General features: G+C 69.6%; 16 protein-coding genes. 6 read left to right on the top strand and 10 right to left on the bottom strand.

The window, feature by feature from the left end; translation table 11 throughout:
• Positions 1-201 precede the first annotated feature (201 nt).
• The 4 genes from ACFVWD_RS34270 to ACFVWD_RS34255 are packed head-to-tail and all read left to right on the top strand — an operon-like array spanning position 202 to position 5,616.
• Positions 202-1,113 carry a carbohydrate ABC transporter permease gene (locus tag ACFVWD_RS34270; protein WP_389601787.1) on the top strand — a complete coding sequence of 304 codons (912 nt, stop codon included), beginning with the start codon at positions 202-204 and terminating at the stop codon, positions 1,111-1,113.
• Positions 1,110-2,012 carry a carbohydrate ABC transporter permease gene (locus ACFVWD_RS34265; RefSeq protein WP_389601786.1) on the top strand — a complete coding sequence of 301 codons (903 nt, stop codon included), beginning with the start codon at positions 1,110-1,112 and terminating at the stop codon, positions 2,010-2,012. Before ACFVWD_RS34270 ends, ACFVWD_RS34265 begins: the two co-directional genes overlap by 4 nt.
• A 2-nt stretch (positions 2,013-2,014) precedes the next feature.
• Entirely contained in the window at positions 2,015-3,733 is a 1,719-nt protein-coding gene (locus ACFVWD_RS34260) for a hypothetical protein (RefSeq protein ID WP_389601784.1), read from the top strand.
• A gap of 50 nt (positions 3,734-3,783) precedes the next feature.
• A complete protein-coding gene (locus tag ACFVWD_RS34255; RefSeq protein WP_389601782.1) occupies positions 3,784-5,616 on the top strand; it encodes a hypothetical protein in 1,833 nt (610 codons plus the stop codon).
• On the opposite strand, the gene ACFVWD_RS34250 is transcribed toward ACFVWD_RS34255, so the two are convergent.
• Together ACFVWD_RS34250 and ACFVWD_RS34245 are read right to left on the bottom strand one after the other, a co-directional pair.
• Positions 5,546-6,244, bottom strand: a complete 699-nt coding sequence (locus ACFVWD_RS34250) for a nucleoside/nucleotide kinase family protein (protein WP_389601780.1) — start codon at positions 6,242-6,244, stop codon at positions 5,546-5,548. The two genes, ACFVWD_RS34255 and ACFVWD_RS34250, sit on opposite strands and share 71 nt — an antisense overlap.
• Positions 6,241-6,555 carry a DUF6191 domain-containing protein gene (locus ACFVWD_RS34245; RefSeq protein WP_168499379.1) on the bottom strand — a complete coding sequence of 105 codons (315 nt, stop codon included), beginning with the start codon at positions 6,553-6,555 and terminating at the stop codon, positions 6,241-6,243. Before ACFVWD_RS34245 ends, ACFVWD_RS34250 begins: the two co-directional genes overlap by 4 nt.
• Before the next feature lie 145 nt (positions 6,556-6,700).
• Between ACFVWD_RS34245 and ACFVWD_RS34240 the strand changes: the two genes are divergently transcribed.
• Entirely contained in the window at positions 6,701-6,853 is a 153-nt protein-coding gene (locus ACFVWD_RS34240) for a hypothetical protein (RefSeq protein ID WP_168499381.1), read from the top strand.
• 76 nt (positions 6,854-6,929) lie between these two features.
• Here the strand turns inward: ACFVWD_RS34240 and ACFVWD_RS34235 are convergent, their stop codons facing one another.
• The 7 genes from ACFVWD_RS34235 to ACFVWD_RS34205 all read right to left on the bottom strand — a co-directional run bounded on the left by ACFVWD_RS34235 (position 6,930) and on the right by ACFVWD_RS34205 (position 13,138).
• Entirely contained in the window at positions 6,930-8,150 is a 1,221-nt protein-coding gene (locus tag ACFVWD_RS34235; protein WP_389601779.1) for a serine hydrolase domain-containing protein, read from the bottom strand.
• Between the two features lie 120 nt (positions 8,151-8,270).
• Positions 8,271-9,563 carry a CAP domain-containing protein gene (locus tag ACFVWD_RS34230; RefSeq protein ID WP_389601777.1) on the bottom strand — a complete coding sequence of 431 codons (1,293 nt, stop codon included), beginning with the start codon at positions 9,561-9,563 and terminating at the stop codon, positions 8,271-8,273.
• A 92-nt stretch (positions 9,564-9,655) separates the two neighbouring features.
• Positions 9,656-9,976, bottom strand: a complete 321-nt coding sequence (locus tag ACFVWD_RS34225; protein ID WP_389601776.1) for a DUF1232 domain-containing protein — start codon at positions 9,974-9,976, stop codon at positions 9,656-9,658.
• Between the two features lie 88 nt (positions 9,977-10,064).
• Positions 10,065-10,499 (bottom strand): VOC family protein, encoded by a 435-nt coding sequence (locus ACFVWD_RS34220; protein WP_389601774.1) that lies wholly within the window; start codon positions 10,497-10,499, stop codon positions 10,065-10,067.
• Between the two features lie 45 nt (positions 10,500-10,544).
• Positions 10,545-11,450: an MBL fold metallo-hydrolase gene (locus ACFVWD_RS34215; RefSeq protein WP_389601773.1), complete on the bottom strand. Its 906-nt coding sequence runs from the start codon at positions 11,448-11,450 to the stop codon at positions 10,545-10,547.
• 50 nt (positions 11,451-11,500) lie between these two features.
• Positions 11,501-11,881, bottom strand: a complete 381-nt coding sequence (locus ACFVWD_RS34210; protein ID WP_101402851.1) for a hypothetical protein — start codon at positions 11,879-11,881, stop codon at positions 11,501-11,503.
• Positions 11,882-12,214: 333 nt separating this feature from the next.
• Entirely contained in the window at positions 12,215-13,138 is a 924-nt protein-coding gene (locus ACFVWD_RS34205) for a MurR/RpiR family transcriptional regulator (protein ID WP_389601772.1), read from the bottom strand.
• A 290-nt stretch (positions 13,139-13,428) separates the two neighbouring features.
• Between ACFVWD_RS34205 and ACFVWD_RS34200 the strand changes: the two genes are divergently transcribed.
• Entirely contained in the window at positions 13,429-14,580 is a 1,152-nt protein-coding gene (locus ACFVWD_RS34200) for a glycoside hydrolase family 88 protein (RefSeq protein ID WP_389601770.1), read from the top strand.
• Positions 14,581-14,633: 53 nt separating this feature from the next.
• On the opposite strand, the gene ACFVWD_RS34195 is transcribed toward ACFVWD_RS34200, so the two are convergent.
• On the bottom strand, positions 14,634-15,926 hold the full coding sequence (locus tag ACFVWD_RS34195) for an RICIN domain-containing protein (RefSeq protein WP_389601768.1): 1,293 nt from the start codon (positions 15,924-15,926) through the stop codon (positions 14,634-14,636).
• Between the last annotated feature and the right edge of the window lie 8 nt (positions 15,927-15,934).

Here is a 15,934-nt window from a genome sequence, read left to right as displayed (position 1 = left end):
CCTAGATCTACACTTATACTTTCGGCGGCAGCGTCTGTTGTTTATAAGACACCCACAACCCGCTGGTCGGCGGGGGATCGTCGGCCCGCGGGCGGGGCGGCGGGATCGAGACACCGCCGCCCGGCCCTGGGCGCTCACGTGATGCCGGGCCCATGAAGTGAGCCCACAGCAATCCATTCCACCAGCACGGAAGTCAGGAAGATGACAAAACGCGCCGCGGACGTGTCCGTGAGCCCGCCCAGGAGGCGAAGCACCTACACCCTCGCGCCGCTCGCCCTCATCGCGGCCAACGTCGTGCTCTTCGCGCTGTTCTTCGCGTGGCCGGCGGTGATCGGGCTCGTCTACTCCTTCACGAACTACACCGGTGTGGGGGCGTTCCAGTTCATCGGACTGGACAACTACCACAACCTGTTCGGGGATTCCGCCTTCTACGACGCGCTGACCCGGACGCTGCTGTACACCGTCCTCTTCGTTCCGCTGAACTTCGCGCTGTCGCTGCTCGCCGCCAACCTGCTGGTGAACAAGCGCGCCAAGGGCGCGTCCGTCGCCCGTGTCATCTTCTTCATTCCGTGGCTGCTGTCGCCCATCGTCGTGGGTGTCCTGTGGCGGTGGCTGTTCGGTGAGAACTTCGGACTGGTCAACTACGTCATCGAGAAGTTCGGCGGGTCCGCCGTTCCGTGGCAGTCGAACGCGGACCTGTCGCTGGTGGTGGTAGTGGTGGCGGCGTCCTGGGCCTGGACGGGCTTTTCGATGCTGCTGTTCATCGCGGCGATCAAGAACGTACCGGTGTCGTACTACGAGGCGGCCTCGCTCGACGGCGCCGGTCCATGGCGCCAGTTCATCAGCATCACGCTGCCGAGCATCGCGCCCACCTCGTTCATCGTGATCCTGCTCAACACGATCAACGCGATGAAGGAATACCCGCTGTTCGTCTCCCTCAACAACGGCGGACCCGGAACGTCGAACAACCTGCTTGTCCAGTACATCTATCAGACCGGCTTCCAACGGGGCCAGATCGGCTACGCGAGCGCCGCGTCGTTCGTGCTCATGCTCATCCTGATGGCCGTCGCGATCATCCAGCTGGTCGTCAACCGGCGGGTGGAGAACCGATGACAACCACAGACATGCCACGCAAGGTCGACGCCGGTCCCGGACGGTCCGTCTCCAAAAAGCGGCCCCGCGGTGCGAGCAGCGGTGGGCTCCGGCGGGCGGTACCCGCGACGACATTGCTGTGGATCCTGGCGTGCCTCTACGGGTTGCCGGTGCTGTGGTTCATCCTCAGCTCCCTCAAGCCGGCCGGGGACCTGTTCTCCTATCCGCTGACGCTGGTTCCGCACAACCCCACTCTGTCGGGTTACTTCGAGGCTTGGCGCAGTGCCAACTTCTCCCAGTACTTCATCAACACGACCATCGTGTGTGTGATCACGACGATCCTCACGGTGGGCGTCAGCTGCTGCACCGGGTACGCGCTGGCCAAGTACGACAACAAATGGCTCAAGGCGTTCTTCATCTGCATCCTGGCCACCACGATGCTGCCGGGCGAGGTCATGCTCGCCCCCGAGTTCCTGGTGGTCCGCAATCTCGGCCTCTACAACTCGTTCGCCGGCATCATCCTTCCGGCCGTGCTCACCGCGACCGGATGCTTCATGTTCCGTCAGTTCTTCCTGACGGTTCCTGACGAACTCGTGGAAGCCGCACGCATCGACGGCGCCCGTGAACTGTCGATCTTCCTGCGGATCATGGTGCCGCTCTCCCGGCCCATCATGCTGACCCTCGCCATCCTGTCCTTCCAGTGGCGGTGGAACGACTACATCTGGCCGCTTCTGATGCTGAACGACCCCAACAAGTTCACCGTGCAGATCGGCATCCAGAGCATCGTCGGCGCGCAGAACATCAACTGGTCGGTCCTGCTCGGCGCATCGGTCATCTCCATGATCCCTCTGATCGTCATCTTCCTGGTCTTCCAGCGCTACGTCATGGGAGCCGACATCAATGCCGGCCTGAAGGACTGACCGTGCCCACCCCGCTCGACCACGAGTTCGTCCGCGCGGTGGCCGGTGCCGCCGACCGGCTGGCCGCCCCGCTGGCGGCCGGCCCCGACGAGGAACCCGCCGGTGTGACCCACCGCGCTCTGGCACGCCGGGTGAAGACCCTGGTCGCGGCGTACCGTTCCACGGACTCGGCACTGCACGGCAGCAGGCGGGTCGTCGCCGCCACGATGGCCCACCTCGGCGCCCTCCGGGCCGCGCAGACCACCACCGGCCTCTTCGCCGACGGCGACAACGTGCAGTCACCCCCGGACTCCGCGTTCACCGTCAACGACGTGTGCGACGCGCACGTCCTCGCCGCGGGCGGGGGGCCAGAACTGGGCGACGCCGCTGCCGCGCTCGCCGAGATCGCCGGGGCCGCCTCCGGCAGTCTCCTGACCGGTGGGGTGCACACCCCGAACCACCGCTGGGAGCTGAGCGCGGCGCTGGCCCGGCTGCACCGGTCGTTCCCGGACAGCCGACTGCTCGACCGCATCGACGCCTGGCTCGCCGAGGGCGTCGACATCGACGCGGAGGGCCTGTACTCGGAGCGGAGCGCCGTCTACGCGGCCCACGTGTCCAACCCGTCGCTGCTGCTCCTGGCCGACGTCCTCGGCCGCACCGACCTGTGGGACGCCGTCGAACGCAACCTCACCGTGACCCTGGACCTCATCAGACCGGACGGCACGGTGGAGACCGTCCACTCGCGGCGGCAGGACCAGAACCACCCGTTCCCGCTGGCGCCCTACCTGCCGCACTACCGGCTGCTCGCGATCCGCACCGGCCGACGCGACTTCAGCCGGGCGGCGCGGCTGGCGGCCGCCGGCGGCATCGACGACCCCGACCTGCTCGCCGAGACCCTCCTCACCCCCGACCTGTGCCGCGCGCTCCCGGCACCGGCGCCGGAACCCCTTCCCCGCCACCGGTACATCACCACAGCGCGCCTTGCCTCACGTGCCTCCGCCACCACGCACAGCGCCCTGTACGGCGGCTCGGACGTGCCCGAGCACCGGCGCATCCGCTCGGGCCTCGCCTGCAATCCGACCTTCCTGCGCCTGTTCGCCGGCGACGCCGTCCTCGACGCGGTCCGCCTCTCACGGGGATTCTTCGACCTGGGCCCGTTCCGCGCCGCCGGCATGCAACAGCTCGCCGACAACCGGTACCGGCTCACCGAAACCCTCACGGCCGCCTACTACCAGCCGCTCCCGCCAGACCGGCGACGGGACGACGGCGCCTACCTCATGGCGGACGAGGGACGCTTCTCGGCCGCGATGGCCTTCCCGGACCGGCCCCGGGACGAGGTCTCCCACACGACCCGCGTCGAAGCGGATCTGCGGGAAGACGGTGCCGACCTGCGGATCGACATCAGCGGACCACGGGTGCCCTGGGCCCTCGAACTGACCTTCCGGCCGGGCGGTGTGCCAGCGGGCGCCGTACCGATCGGCGACGGACACTGGTGCTTGACGACCGGGCCGATGACCTACCAGGTCGGTGACGACGAGATCCGGGTCGAGGCCCACGTCGAGGCAGGCGAACCGCTCGCCGGGCCGGACCGGGGCGACGTACTACGGTACGACCCGGGTCAGGACCACACCGTGGTGGGCGGCACCGACGCGACGACCGGGCCCCGCGTCTACATCGGTGGGCACGGCCCTCACACACTGACCGTCGCACTGCGCGCCCGCCGTCCCTCGCCTGTCGTCTGACCCGACAAACCACGCCATGGCCACCTCCGGCATGAAGGGCTGATCCACCCGTGCACCTCCTCCGCCAGCTCGGCCCGCTGCACGACCTGCCGGACACGCCCGAGGCGTATGACGCGGTCCTCGCCGACGTTGTGGAGCAGGCCCTGGCCCGCCTCACGCCCGAGGGCAATCTCGAACACCCCGACTGTGTGGACGACATCGGCGACACCTCCCTCGGCATCACCTCGCTGCTGGCCCTCGCCTGGCAGCGCGGCCAGGACCCGCGGCTGCCGGAGGCGGTGCATCGCAGCCTCGCCTTCCATCTGCGCGAGCGGGTCTACACCGAGGACAACCCCGGCTACCCGAACCTGACGGTCCGCGACTCGGGCCTCCCGTACGCCCGTTACGTCCTGGCGCCGGGCGCGCACCCGATCGGGGACTGGCCCAGCACGGTGTGGGCGCTGCTCCAGGCCGTCAACGTCCTCGACTTCGCGGACGGCCTGGTCGACGACGAACAGCGCACCGCGCTGACCGAGGCGGGCCGTGGCTACTGGCGCTGGCTGACCGAAACCACCTTCTTCAACCCGCAGGAGGCCGGCAACCAGGCGATCGGGTGCGTGGTCGGCGGGCTGATGCTGGCACGGCATCTCCCGCCCGAGGAGGCGGAGCCGGTCCGCGAGCGGGCGCTTGCCCTGTACACCGACAGGATCCGCGCCCACCGCGTCCTCGACCGGGGCGCCCTGCTGCCGCCCGAGCACGGCGGCGCCTACGACAACAACTACGGGCCGATCTCCCTCTCCTTCCTCGCCCAGGCCCACAAGGTCAGCGGGGACCCGGTCTTCGCCGAGGACGGGGACGCGCTCGCCCGCTATCTCGACGCACGTCTGACCGCGGGCGGCTTCGACATCGGCGGACCGCGCTACAGCGAACAGCACTCCGGCTTCGAGGCCGTGCTCGGCCTGCGCCACTTCGGCCGGCGGGTCGGCGCCGACCTCGGCCGCTACCGGGGCGACACCCGCTGGGGCCGGCACGCGGTCGGGCCGGACGGTGCGGTCGACGGCCACTTCGCGTTCATGCTGGTCTGGCAGATCCAGGACGCCACGCGCTGGCACCGCACGCCGTCGAAGAACCCCGCACGGCATCAGCTGCGCGCGGGCACGGTCTCGGTGGCCTTCGACCAGCGGATGACCCCTTCGCTGGTCGAGGCGGCGGGCACGTACTACCTGCCCGCCGCGGTCAACCGCCAGCACGGCTTCGGCCCGGTCGTCGACGGCTTCCTGCTCAGCCGTCCCATGGGCGAGGTACGGGTGCGCGACCTCAAGAGCGACGGCCTGAGCGCCAAGCTCGTCACCAAGCCGGTCGTCGGCCGCGACCATGTCCTGCGCCACGTCCGGTCGCTGTACGTCACCGACGGCGCGAGCCTGTGGACCACGGTCGCCGTCGAACGCCTCGACGGCACGCCGTACCTGCTCGCCGGGCTGCCGTACGCCACCGACGACGGGGAGCGGGTGCGCAGGACCGCCGAGGCCGCCGTGACCTCCGCCGGCCCGCTCAGGCTGACACATCCACGAGCGGACGGCGTGGACCACTTCGACGCCCGCTCCGAGACGACCCAGGAGCAGGCGGCGTTCGCCCTGGCCGCGGATCCGCGCGGCTATGGCAACCCGGACGAGGGCTGGCGCCACCTCGTCGCCTCCACGGCACTCGAAGCCGGACCGGCCCCCGGCGCTCCGGAGGATCTGCACGTCTTCGCCGTGCGCTACGGTCCTCCGGGCCCCTTCGCCCCTGCTTTCGAACACGGACCGGCGGGCCTGACCATCCGTACCGAGGCGTTCACCGCACTGATCGGGAGTCCCGCGGGTGATGCCCGAGGGGAACCCGCGCTGGAACTGCGTCGGCGGTGACCTCCGTGCCGACGACCAGGTCGGCACGGTCCCGTGTCGCGGCAACCAGACCGGCGTTGCGCTGGTCCGTGCCGAGCACCCAGGCCATCGCCGTGTCGTGGTCCTTGCCGAACTCCTCGTGGCGGGCGACGAGCCGACGTACGCGCTCTGCCTCGTCGAGCTCGCAGAACCACACCTCGTCCAGCCGCGACCGTACGCGCGCCCACGCCCCGTCCCCCAGCAGGAGGTAGTTGCCCTCGGTGATGATCAGACGGGCGCTGCGGAAGACCGGGACGGCGCCCGCGATCGGCTGCTCCAACGTCCGTTCGAAGCCGGGCGCGTAGACGATGTCGTCCTCCACCTCGTCGCGCAGCCTGCCCAACAGCGCCGCGTAGCCCGCCGCGTCGAAGGTGTCGGGAGCGCCCTTGCGGTCCCGGAGGCCCAGCCGGTCGAGCTCGACGTCCGCGAGATGGAACCCGTCCATCGGCACATGCGCGACCCGGCCGGGCGCGTCGCCGTTCAGCTCCCGGACCAGGCGCTCGGCCAGCGTCGTCTTGCCCGCGCCGGGGCTTCCCGCGATCCCGAGAATCGCGCGCCGGCCGGGGCGCACCAGCGCCGCGGCCCGCTCCACGAGGTCGTCGAAGGTCATGAGCGGGGCCTGCGGACGACCGCCGTCCCGCCCTCCAGATCGATCGTCGTACGGTGCGGGGGTGCCCCGTCCTCCTCGTCGTCCCGCAGCACCAGGGCCGACTGCCGCTCCTTGAGCTCGTTCTGCTTGCCCGGCGAGAGACTCGCGTGCAACTGTTCGAAGCCGGTCGCGGATATCTGCCCCTGCCGCACCCCGTTCCGCCACGGCAGAAGACCGGCGCGTCCGGCGCGCAGCAGCAGCTGGTCCGCGAAGGCCGCTAGGGTCAGCAGGATGACCAGTCCCGGCAGGGTCATGAAGACGGCGAATCCCATGCGACCAGTATCAGGGTGCGAGAGTGGGATTCGGCCAGGCTCCGGCGAGCTGGGGTCTGGGACCGGTCATTCCGCCTATGCTCGTCAAGCTGTTGAATATTGGTCAATAGCGGGCGCCGCAGCCGCCGTCCACGGGGAGAACGTCATGTCGCAGCAACGCCCTACCCTCGCCCCCCACAGCTACCGGGCGTACTGCGACCACCTGCTCGCCTGCCAGAAGTGCAGTGAGCCCCCGCGGCGATGCGACGACGGCAGTGCCCTGTACCGGATCTACCGGTCCGATCTGAAGAAGTCATGAGCCTGGCCGAGGGGCAGATCCGCGCCCCGGCGGAGGGGTGCGGCCGGACGGGCGGGTCCGGCCGCACTTTCGCGCGTCAGTCGCGGGCGATGCCCGGCGCGATGTCCTCGTAGCGCTCCATGGTGGTCGCCGAGGAGGTCGCGCTGCGCAGCTTCGCGGTCGTCGGCTTGCCGCAGAACGCGGACTCCAGCGTGCGGGCCATCGTATTCAGCACGTTCGCGTTGTTCGAGGTGTTGGCGAGGGCGGTGACGCTGCGCTTGCCGTCCTTCGAGGCGAAGGCGTACGTGTAGTAGCCCTGCACGGTGCCTGTGTGCCCGTACACCGAGATACCGCAGGACAGGTCACGGCGGCGCAGGCCGAGGCCGTATCCCTGGGTGCTGTTGACCGTCGTCCACTGCTGCATCTGCGCGAGCTGTGCGGCGGACATGAGCTGCCCGCTCATCAGCGCGGAGAAGAACGTGTCCAGGTCCTCGGTGCTGGAGATGATCGCGCCCGCGCTCTGCGCCCAGGACACCGTCTGCTCGGTGGAGTCGACCAGGGCTCCACCGGCCTCGTCCGGCGTGAGGTAGCCGTTGGCGTGCGTGCCCGGGATGGCGGTGTCGGGGTGCACATAGAAGGTGTCGGTCAGGTTCAGCGGCGTGAAGATGCGGTTCTGGTACTCCGTGGCCACGGGGTGGCCGGTGAGCTTCTCGATGAGCATGCCCGCGACGACGAAGTTCGTGTTGGAGTACGAATAGGCCGCGCCCGGGGCGTTGGTGACCGTGTGCTTCAGAGACAGGGCGACCAGGTCCTGGTAGCTGAAGACCTTGTTGCGGACGGACTCGAAGCCCGGGACCGTCTGCGCGAACATGTCGTTGGTGTAGTCGTACAGCCCACTGCGGTGGCTCATCACCTCGCGCACGGTGATCCGGTTGTCGGGCAGCAGCCCGGGCAGATAGGTGTTCACCGAAGCGTCCAGGTCGAGCCTGCCCTCGTCCACCAGTTGCAGCAGGACCACGGCGGAGAAGCTCTTGGTGACACTGCCGACGCGGAACCGGTCGGTCGTGGTGATCGCACGCCCGGTGGCCCGGTCGGCGACTCCCTCCGACAGCTGGTGGACCGTGCCGTTGTCGTCGACCCGCACCATCGCGCCGGGGGCTCCCTGGGACAGGGCCGTGTGCAGCACCGCCTGCAGTCCGGCGTCGTCGGGTACCGGCAGATCCGCGGCCGCTGCGGTGCCGGCCTGTGCGGGGACTGCGAGGAGGGCCAACAGCGCCGCGCCCAGCGCCGTACCTCTGCCCACCATTGCTGAGACCATCTGATTCTTCTCCGAGTTCCCTCTGTGTACCGCGCCGCGGATGCGAACGTCGGCACCATCTGTACGCGCAGGAAGAGCAGATGGGTTGCATGTCACGCGAAGGAAAGCGGAAAAGATCCTTCAGCGGCCGAAAAGCTGCGTCCAGTACGTGCCCGCGGTGCCGCCGCCCGCGAGGCCGATGCCTATGTGGGTGAAGTCGGGCTTGAGGATGTTGGCGCGGTGGCCCGGGCTGTTCATCCAGCCGCGGACGACCTCGGCGGGGGAGCGCTGGCCGCAGGCGATGTTCTCCCCGATGGTGCGGCGTTCGGAGCCCGCGGCGGCGGCTCGGTCCCATGGTTGGCGGCCGTCGGGGGAGGTGTGGGAGTAGAAGGCGCGGGCCACCATGTCGGCGCTGTGGGCCTGGGCCGCGTCGGTGAGCAGGGTGTCGACGGCGAGCGGCGACAGGCCGTCCGCGGCTCGCTCGGCATTGGTCAGCGCGACCACCTCACCCGCCGTCTGCCGCAGGCCTCCGCGGCTGAAGGGCCGGGCCCACAGCGCCGTCCAGTACATGTCGCCGGAGCGCCGGTCGGGGACGTACGCCAGTCCCGCCTGGCTGTACGCCGGGTTGTACAGCGTGTCGCGGGACTGCTCGGTGGTGAGGCAGTACTCCACGAACTCGCCCGGGGTGCGCGGGCCGGAGACGAGGTGCTCGCCGACGGTCAGATACGTGTATCCGGCGGACGTGATGCGCTGGTAGACGGAGATCCCGTGGGCGCTCTCGGAGCTGAGGAGTCCGCGTGACGCCATGTCGGAGGCGTGGGCCCGGGCCGCGGTCGCGAGCCGCGCGTCGAGGGAGACGGGTGGAGAACCGGCCGCGCGGCGCACGGAGTTGACCAGGTCGAGGAAGCCGTCCGGGTCGGGAGCCGCCACCGGTGTCGGGTCGTCCCCGGTGGCGTCCTCGGCGACCTCGACCCCGAAGTCCCGCGCGATGCCGGCCAGTCCGTCCGCGTACCCCTGGCCCAGTGCGCGCAGCCTCCACCCCGTGCCGCGTCGGTAGATCTCGGCGAGCAGCAGCACGGTCTCCCGCTGTGGGCGCGGTGGTGTGAACCGGGCGAAGGTGTGGCCGCCCGGACCGCTGACGTGCAGGGTGGGAGTGGGCAGCCGGCCCAGCGGCGTTCCGGGATCGGCCGGACTGACGACCACGGTGACGCGGCTCGCGCCGGACCGCAGGCGCGGCGGGTCGATGGTGAGGTGCTCCCCGGCGAGCCGGGCGCCCGGCACCGTCGGCTGGTTGTAGAACACGAAGTCGGCGTCGCCGCGCACCTTGCCGCTGTCGTCGGTGATGAGCGCGGACACGTCGAAGGGACCCGGCACCCGGATCGTCAGGGTGCCGCCAGGCAGGGGCACGTTGCCCCCGGGAACCAGCTCGGTCATGGTGCCGCCCGTCGAAGTGGTGGTCCTCGCGGACCACCGACACGGGCGCACCCGCACCCGCACCCGCTCCCGCTTCCCGCCCGCTCACCCCGTCAACGTCCTGTTCGCTCCCGAGGGTTCCCGCGCTCCTCGGCACCGCGTGCGTCGATCGCCTCGGGCGGGCGCAACGACCGCAGCGCGAGCAGAAGTACGCCGATGTCGTCCAGGTAGATCGGGTCGGGGAGCAGGTCGGTGGGCAGCAGGAGATAGGCGACGGCACCCCAGAAGACCCAGCGGGACCCCGTCGGAAGCCCCGCGCGCCTGAGGTCGCGGCGGGTGCGCACGAGCCGCACCAGGACCGCGATCGCCACCCCGAGCGCGGTGGCACCCAGGATCGCGACGATGAGGACCACCGTCCATGTCGTGGAGTCCATGAGTTCCGTCCAGAGCTCTCGTAGGGCAGTTCCTCCCCTTCGTGTTCCCGCTCGCCCGGTTCGTATCGCCCCCGAACCACCGGCCGATTCAGGCCGAGCCTGCGGCGACGCAGAACTCGTTGCCCTCCGGGTCGGCCATCACCACGTGGTGCCCGTCGAACTCCTCCAGGACGGAGCCGCCCGCCTTCACGAGCCGCTCGGACTCCGCTCTGATCCGCGCCCACCGCTCTTCCGGACCGCCGTGTCCCGGCACGCGGACGTCGATGTGAAGGCGGTTCTTCGCCGTCTTCGGCTCGGGAACCTTGAGGATGGACAACCGGGGGCCGACGCCGTCGGGATCGCAGAGCCACGCGCCGTCGTCCGCGGAGTCGTCCTCCGGAAGGTCGAACTGCGCGAGCCACTCCTCGCGGGTGGTGAAGGGAGCGGGCGGAGGCTCGTCGATGTACCCCAGTGCCGTCTTCCAGAACTCTGCGAGGAGTTTCGCGTCCGCGCAATCAAGGGTCAGATCGATGCTGGCTGCCATGACAGGACCGTACTGCGCGCCCCTGACAATCCGGCCGTACGCCTCTCACCCGCCCGCGGGGACGTCACGGCGGCAGAGAACGAAGTCGTCGAAGACGTGCCGTCCGGGGCGGTCGCCGACGGTCTCTATCGCCGCGCGGATGTCGCGCAACTGGTCCGTCGTCATCTGCAGGGGCGGCTCGTCGGGCTGGTAGGTGGTGCGGACGGGATAGTCCAGGCCTGGTTGCCGGGTCATCTCGATGTGGCAGCCGAGCACATGGGTGACCGGCCGTTCGGCACAGAAGTCGACCAGGCGGTCGACAGTGCGGGTGAACGCGGCCCAGTCGTCGATGTACAGACGGCCGGGATAGACCGTGTCACCGGTGAGGAGGAAGCCGGTCCAGGGGTCGAAGAACGTCACCGCGGCCGCGTGGTGGCCCGGCGTGGCCAGGCACTCCAGGACCCGGCCCCCGAGATCGACACGGGCGACGCCCTCGGGGGCGCCGTCGAAGCCGAAGAACGGCCAGGCGGTGTCGAGAGCCGCGTCCACGACCGTGGTGCCGGGACGGCCGGCGAACTGTCCGTCCCCCGCGACGTGGTCGCCGTGGGGGTGGGTGTGCAGCACCAACAGCTCGTAACCCTCCCGGGGACGGGCGGTCAGCCAGGTCTCCATCAGCTCGTCCACCACCCGCCGCAGCGGGAAGTGGGCGGCCGAGGCGGTGGCACCGGTGTCGATCAGCACGGCCCGTGCCTCGCCGAACAGCAGGAAAAGGAACGGCGCCTCGTAGTCGACGGCCATGTTCTGCCGCAGGATCACCGTGTGCGCGTCGTGGGCGTGGACCTGGATGTCGGGATCGGTGTTGTGCTTGGCCGACGGCGATCCGTGGATCCACCGCACGTCCAGCGCCCGCGCGCCCGCGGCCTTCTCCGCCGCTTCAGCGGTCTGTTCGGTCCTCTGCCTCTGGGTGTCCACGACGTCTCCCGGTGATGATCCCGCCGGGACCACCACCTGGACCCGGGACCTCAGTTTCGCGCGGGATGGTGGTCGACGAGCGCCTGGGTGACCGCTCGCACGCTGCGGGCGATGTGGTTGAGCTGCAGCACTTCGGCGGCGTACATCTTGATGGTGTGCTCGATGACCGATTCGTGCAGGCCGAGAGCGGGGAGTTCGGCCCGGGCGGTCTGCAGGGCGGTCCGGGCGACCCGGATCTCGTGCTGCACCTGGATCTGGGCGTGACGGGCGAGCAGCACGGGGTGCTTCATGAGCACCGGGTAGCTCGCGTAGCGGGACGGCACCAGATCGCGCAGCCACTTGGTCGCGGAGCGCTCCCAGTCGAAGCTGCCGGGGGTCTTGACCTGGCACGGCCAGTCCGAGGTGATCGGTGAGTACGTAGTCAGGGCCATGTTCATCGCTTCCGGGTTACGTCGGCGGCAAGGGTCAGCGGGTTATGGGGCGGCCCCGGTCTAGGGGATGGCCGGGGCCGCCACCACGGGCGCCCACTCACGCGGGGCCCGTCCGAACATCCGGGGCCCCATGCGGGTAGGAGCGGACGGCCCCGGATGGCCGTAGGACGTGACCCGGAGGCCTCCTGGTCGCATCCGCGAGCAGTATTTATATATACCGCCGGATGCGCAAGGACATGAAAAAATTCATCCGCGATATGGGCGAATGATCCCGTGATGCCGTGATGGCAGGGGGCGTACGGGGTGTACGGGGGAGGGGGGAACCGTGCGGGGTCAGTCCTTCAGGAAGAACTGGTGCTGCTCCGCGATCTGCTCGTACTCCTCCAGCCGGGCCTGCGTCCGCTCCGGATCGGCGTCGGACATGGCCTGGAGGAGGGCCGCCGACATCATCACGGGCGCGGCGTAGGAGTCGAAGACGAGGCGGGCCCCGGTACCTACGGTGAAGGTGGCGTCGGCCTCGTCCGCGAGCGGTCCGAGCGCCAGATCGGTGATCAGGGCGACCTTCAGCCCCGCGCTGCGCGCGACCCGCACCGCGGTCAGCGTCTCCTGGGCGTGCCGGGGCATTCCGAAGGCGAGCAGCCAGGTGCCGCCCGCCTCGCGCGACTGGAGCAGCGCGTCGTAGGCGACGCTCCCGCCGCGCGTCACCAGCCGCACATCGGGGTGGATGCGACGGGCGGCGTACGCGAAGTACTCGGCCAGCGACACCGAGATGCGCAGGCCGAGAACGGTGAGCGGGGTCGACCGCGACAGCGCGCGGCCGATGGTGATCACCTGGTCCGGATCGGCGAAGTCGCGGCGCAGGTTCTCCAGGTTCTCGATCTCGGCGTCCACCGCCTGCTGCAGCTCGTTGCCGTGGTCCTCCGCGGGCGCGCCCGGGGTGCTGGAGAGTGTGCTGAGCGCGATGGCCTGCAGTTTCTCCCGCAGCGCGGGGTAGCCGCTGAAGCCGACCGCCGCGGCGAAACGGGTCACCGACGGCTGGCTGACCCCGACGCGCTCCGCGAGATCGGTGATCGACAGGAACGCCGCCTCGGTGATGTGCTCGATCAGGTACTGGGCGATACGGCGCTGTCCGGGCGAGAGCCGGGGGCCGTCGAACAACTCCCTGAGCTGGGACGTGGGTGCCGCGCCCACCTCCGGAGCCGTCTTCCCCGAGGTGATCGCAGACGCCTGAGCGCGTGCCTGCTGCGGCGATGGCACCGATGTGCCTCCTTCGTGTCCCACGAGAACTCAACATAGCTCACGGACCGTGCTGACCAGGGCATGGATGACCACACGCCGTAGTTCGGCGGGCGTGGAACGTGAGGCCGGGCGCCCGGTGGGCGGCACGGCCCGGTGTGAGCGGGAAAGCATACGGCCGGCGTTCTGCCCCATGAAGATCGCATCAGAATATGAACCTGGTCTGAATCGCGACAAGTTGACGACGGGCCATGGACACCGGCTGAGACGGGTGTTGAGGATGGGAGTCCCCATCCGTAGGAGTTGTTCATATGCGTAGACGACGCCTGCTGACCGGTGGAACCGCCCTCGCGGCCGCCGCCTCGCTCCAGCCCGCCCTCACGGAAACCGCGCAAGCCGCTCCGCCCGCCGCGCCGATGCCCTCCCGAGGCGCGGTCGTCGCCGTCCTGCGGCGCGTGGCCGACCAGTGGATCGGCGCGCACACGGACCCCGGCGACAACGGCTGGGCCAACGCCACCTTCTTCAGCGGACTGCTCGCCCTCCAGCGCCTGACCGGCAGCCCGCGCTATCTGGCCTACGCAAAGAACTGGGCCGAGAAGCACGCGTACGGCCTCAACGGCGGGGTCACCACGCGCCATGCCGACAACCACAACGCCGGGCAGGCCTACCTCGACCTGTACGAGATCGAGCCGGAGGAGAGCAAGATCTCCGCCATCGAGGAGTCGCTCCACCGCATGGTCTACACCGACCAGCCGGACAAGAACGACGACTGGTGGTGGGACGACGCCCTGCACATGGCGATGCCTCCGTTCGCCAGGATCGGAGTGCTGCGCGGCGACCCGCAGTACTGGCAGAAGCTGTACGCCCTCTACGACCACACCAAGCGTGCGGAGGGCGGACCCGGGCTGTACGACGCCGACACGGGGCTCTGGTACCGCGACAAGCGATTCCTCCCCGGGATCCCCGGCGGGATCCTCTCGCCCGCGGGCAAGCCGGTGGTCTGGTCGCGCGGCAACGGCTGGGTGGCGGGCGGACATGCCAAGACGCTCAAGGCGCTGCCGCCCGGCGAGCGGCACACCGGTGAGTACCGCGACACCCTTGTACGCCTGGTGACGGCCGTCGCCGGGATCCAGCGCACCGACGGCTTCTGGAACGTCAACCTCGCCGACGCCACCCATCTGCCCGGCCCCGAGACCAGCGGCACCTCCTTCTTCCTCTACGGCGCCTCCTACGCGATCCGGGCCGGCCTCGTCGACCGGCGCACCCACCTCCCGGTCGTGGCCCGCGCCTGGAACGGCCTCGTCACCACGGCCGTACACCCCGACGGCTTCCTCGGCTACGTCCAGAACGTCGGCGACCGCCCGGAATCCAGCCAGCCCGTCACCTACGACAGCACCGCGAACTTCGGCGTGGGCGCCTTCCTCCTCGCCGGCACCGAACTCGCCCGCCTGGCCGGACCCTGACCCGACGCACCGGTGCCCCCGCCGCATACGGCGGGGGCACCGGTCTGTCGCTGTCAGGACTGCGCGGTGAGCGTGAAGCTCTGGGCCGCGGAGCCGTCGCAGGTGCGCTGGGTGAGCTGGACGCTGTTCGTCGAGGCGCTCGCCGCGGTCAGGCACTTGCCGCTGTGGCGAGCCGTGAAGTGGTAGCGCCCGGTGCTCTCCTTCACCGGCAGCCACTGCTGGTTCTGTCCGCCCGAGTAACTCCACAACTGGAGCGGTGCGTTGTCGGCCGTCGAGACACCGGTCACGTCGATGACCTGCTGTGGATTGACACGGATGGCGGCCTGCCGGTACCCGCTGTCGGTCGAGCGGAACTGGAACTGCTGGGCCTGGGTGCCGTTGCAGGCGTACTGCTGGATCACGGTCCCGTTCGCCGTGGCGGCCGAACGGGCGTCCACGCAGGTGCCGTTGCCGGCATTCGTCAGTGAGTACCAGGCGGTCTCGGAGGGGGAGTCAGCCGGGGGCGTGCCGGTGTCGGCTCCTCCCAGCCACTTCAGACCGTCCAGCAGGAACTGATTCTGTGTGGCGCTCGCGAACGTCGACGACAGACGCGTGTTGGTCGTGTAGTTCATCGCGTTGTGACCGAAGTTCGCGTACAGCATCCTGTACTGCGTGTTGGTCCACAGGATCGGGTAATAGCCGCTGTACCAGGACTGGTTGGGATCCGTTCCGACCGGGAAGCTGCTGGGGTCGATCGAGGCCAGGATCTTGATGTTCGGGTTCTGCCGCAGATCGTTGGACCAGCTGTACCACTCACTGACCGACGAGGTGAACGTGGCCGGCAGATTCTTGGTGGCCGGCTGCGTACGGTCCTCGACCTTCAGGGTCACCGAGGTCGGACCCCAGGTGTTCGACTGGAAGTTTCCGGAGCCGAGGAACTGGTTGTGGTACCAGGACCAGCTCGCCGCATTCGTCGTGAAGGCGGAGACGTGGAAGCCCATCCAGGCGCCACCGCCCCGCATGTACGCCTCGAAACCGGATCGTTGGGCGGATGTCTGCGGCAAGTCGTCGAGGAACAGCACGACTTGGTAGGCATTGACCCCGCCGTTGGCGAGCAGGTCCCAGTTGGTGCTGGCCGTGTAGGTGAAGCCGTTCGCCGCGGCCTGCTGCGGAAACCAGACGTTGGCCTCCTTGTCGAAGTCGATGTGCGCCGCGTCGTAGGTGCCGCTGTAGAGCGCGAGCACCTTGAACGGGGTCGCCGCGGTGCTCGCGTGGGCGGCGGGCGGTGCGGCGAGGCCGAGCAGCGCCGCCAGGAGCAGGAGGATCCGCAGGGTGGTGCGCGCGGAACCGGATCTGATGGTGTGCATCCGCTGAT

Origin of the sequence: Streptomyces sp. NPDC058086, assembly GCF_042885015.1 — a bacterium.
Lineage (GTDB): Bacteria > Actinomycetota > Actinomycetes > Streptomycetales > Streptomycetaceae > Streptomyces.
The sequence above is the reverse complement of the archived record's forward strand: the minus strand, read 5'-3'. Positions and strand labels throughout refer to the sequence as shown.

Bases quoted from the DNA above. Each gene is read 5' to 3' on its own strand.
- ACFVWD_RS34270 (WP_389601787.1), top strand. From the start codon at position 202: ATGACAAAACGCGCCGCGGACGTGTCCGTGAGCCCGCCCAGGAGGCGA.
- ACFVWD_RS34265 (WP_389601786.1), top strand. From the start codon at position 1,110: ATGACAACCACAGACATGCCACGCAAGGTCGACGCCGGTCCCGGACGG.
- ACFVWD_RS34250 (WP_389601780.1), bottom strand. From the start codon at position 6,244: ATGACCTTCGACGACCTCGTGGAGCGGGCCGCGGCGCTGGTGCGCCCC.
- ACFVWD_RS34245 (WP_168499379.1), bottom strand. From the start codon at position 6,555: ATGGGATTCGCCGTCTTCATGACCCTGCCGGGACTGGTCATCCTGCTG.
- ACFVWD_RS34240 (WP_168499381.1), top strand. From the start codon at position 6,701: ATGTCGCAGCAACGCCCTACCCTCGCCCCCCACAGCTACCGGGCGTAC.
- ACFVWD_RS34235 (WP_389601779.1), bottom strand. From the start codon at position 8,150: ATGGTCTCAGCAATGGTGGGCAGAGGTACGGCGCTGGGCGCGGCGCTG.
- ACFVWD_RS34230 (WP_389601777.1), bottom strand. From the start codon at position 9,563: ATGACCGAGCTGGTTCCCGGGGGCAACGTGCCCCTGCCTGGCGGCACC.
- ACFVWD_RS34225 (WP_389601776.1), bottom strand. From the start codon at position 9,976: ATGGACTCCACGACATGGACGGTGGTCCTCATCGTCGCGATCCTGGGT.
- ACFVWD_RS34220 (WP_389601774.1), bottom strand. From the start codon at position 10,499: ATGGCAGCCAGCATCGATCTGACCCTTGATTGCGCGGACGCGAAACTC.
- ACFVWD_RS34210 (WP_101402851.1), bottom strand. From the start codon at position 11,881: ATGGCCCTGACTACGTACTCACCGATCACCTCGGACTGGCCGTGCCAG.
- ACFVWD_RS34200 (WP_389601770.1), top strand. From the start codon at position 13,429: ATGCGTAGACGACGCCTGCTGACCGGTGGAACCGCCCTCGCGGCCGCC.
- ACFVWD_RS34195 (WP_389601768.1), bottom strand. From the start codon at position 15,926: ATGCACACCATCAGATCCGGTTCCGCGCGCACCACCCTGCGGATCCTC.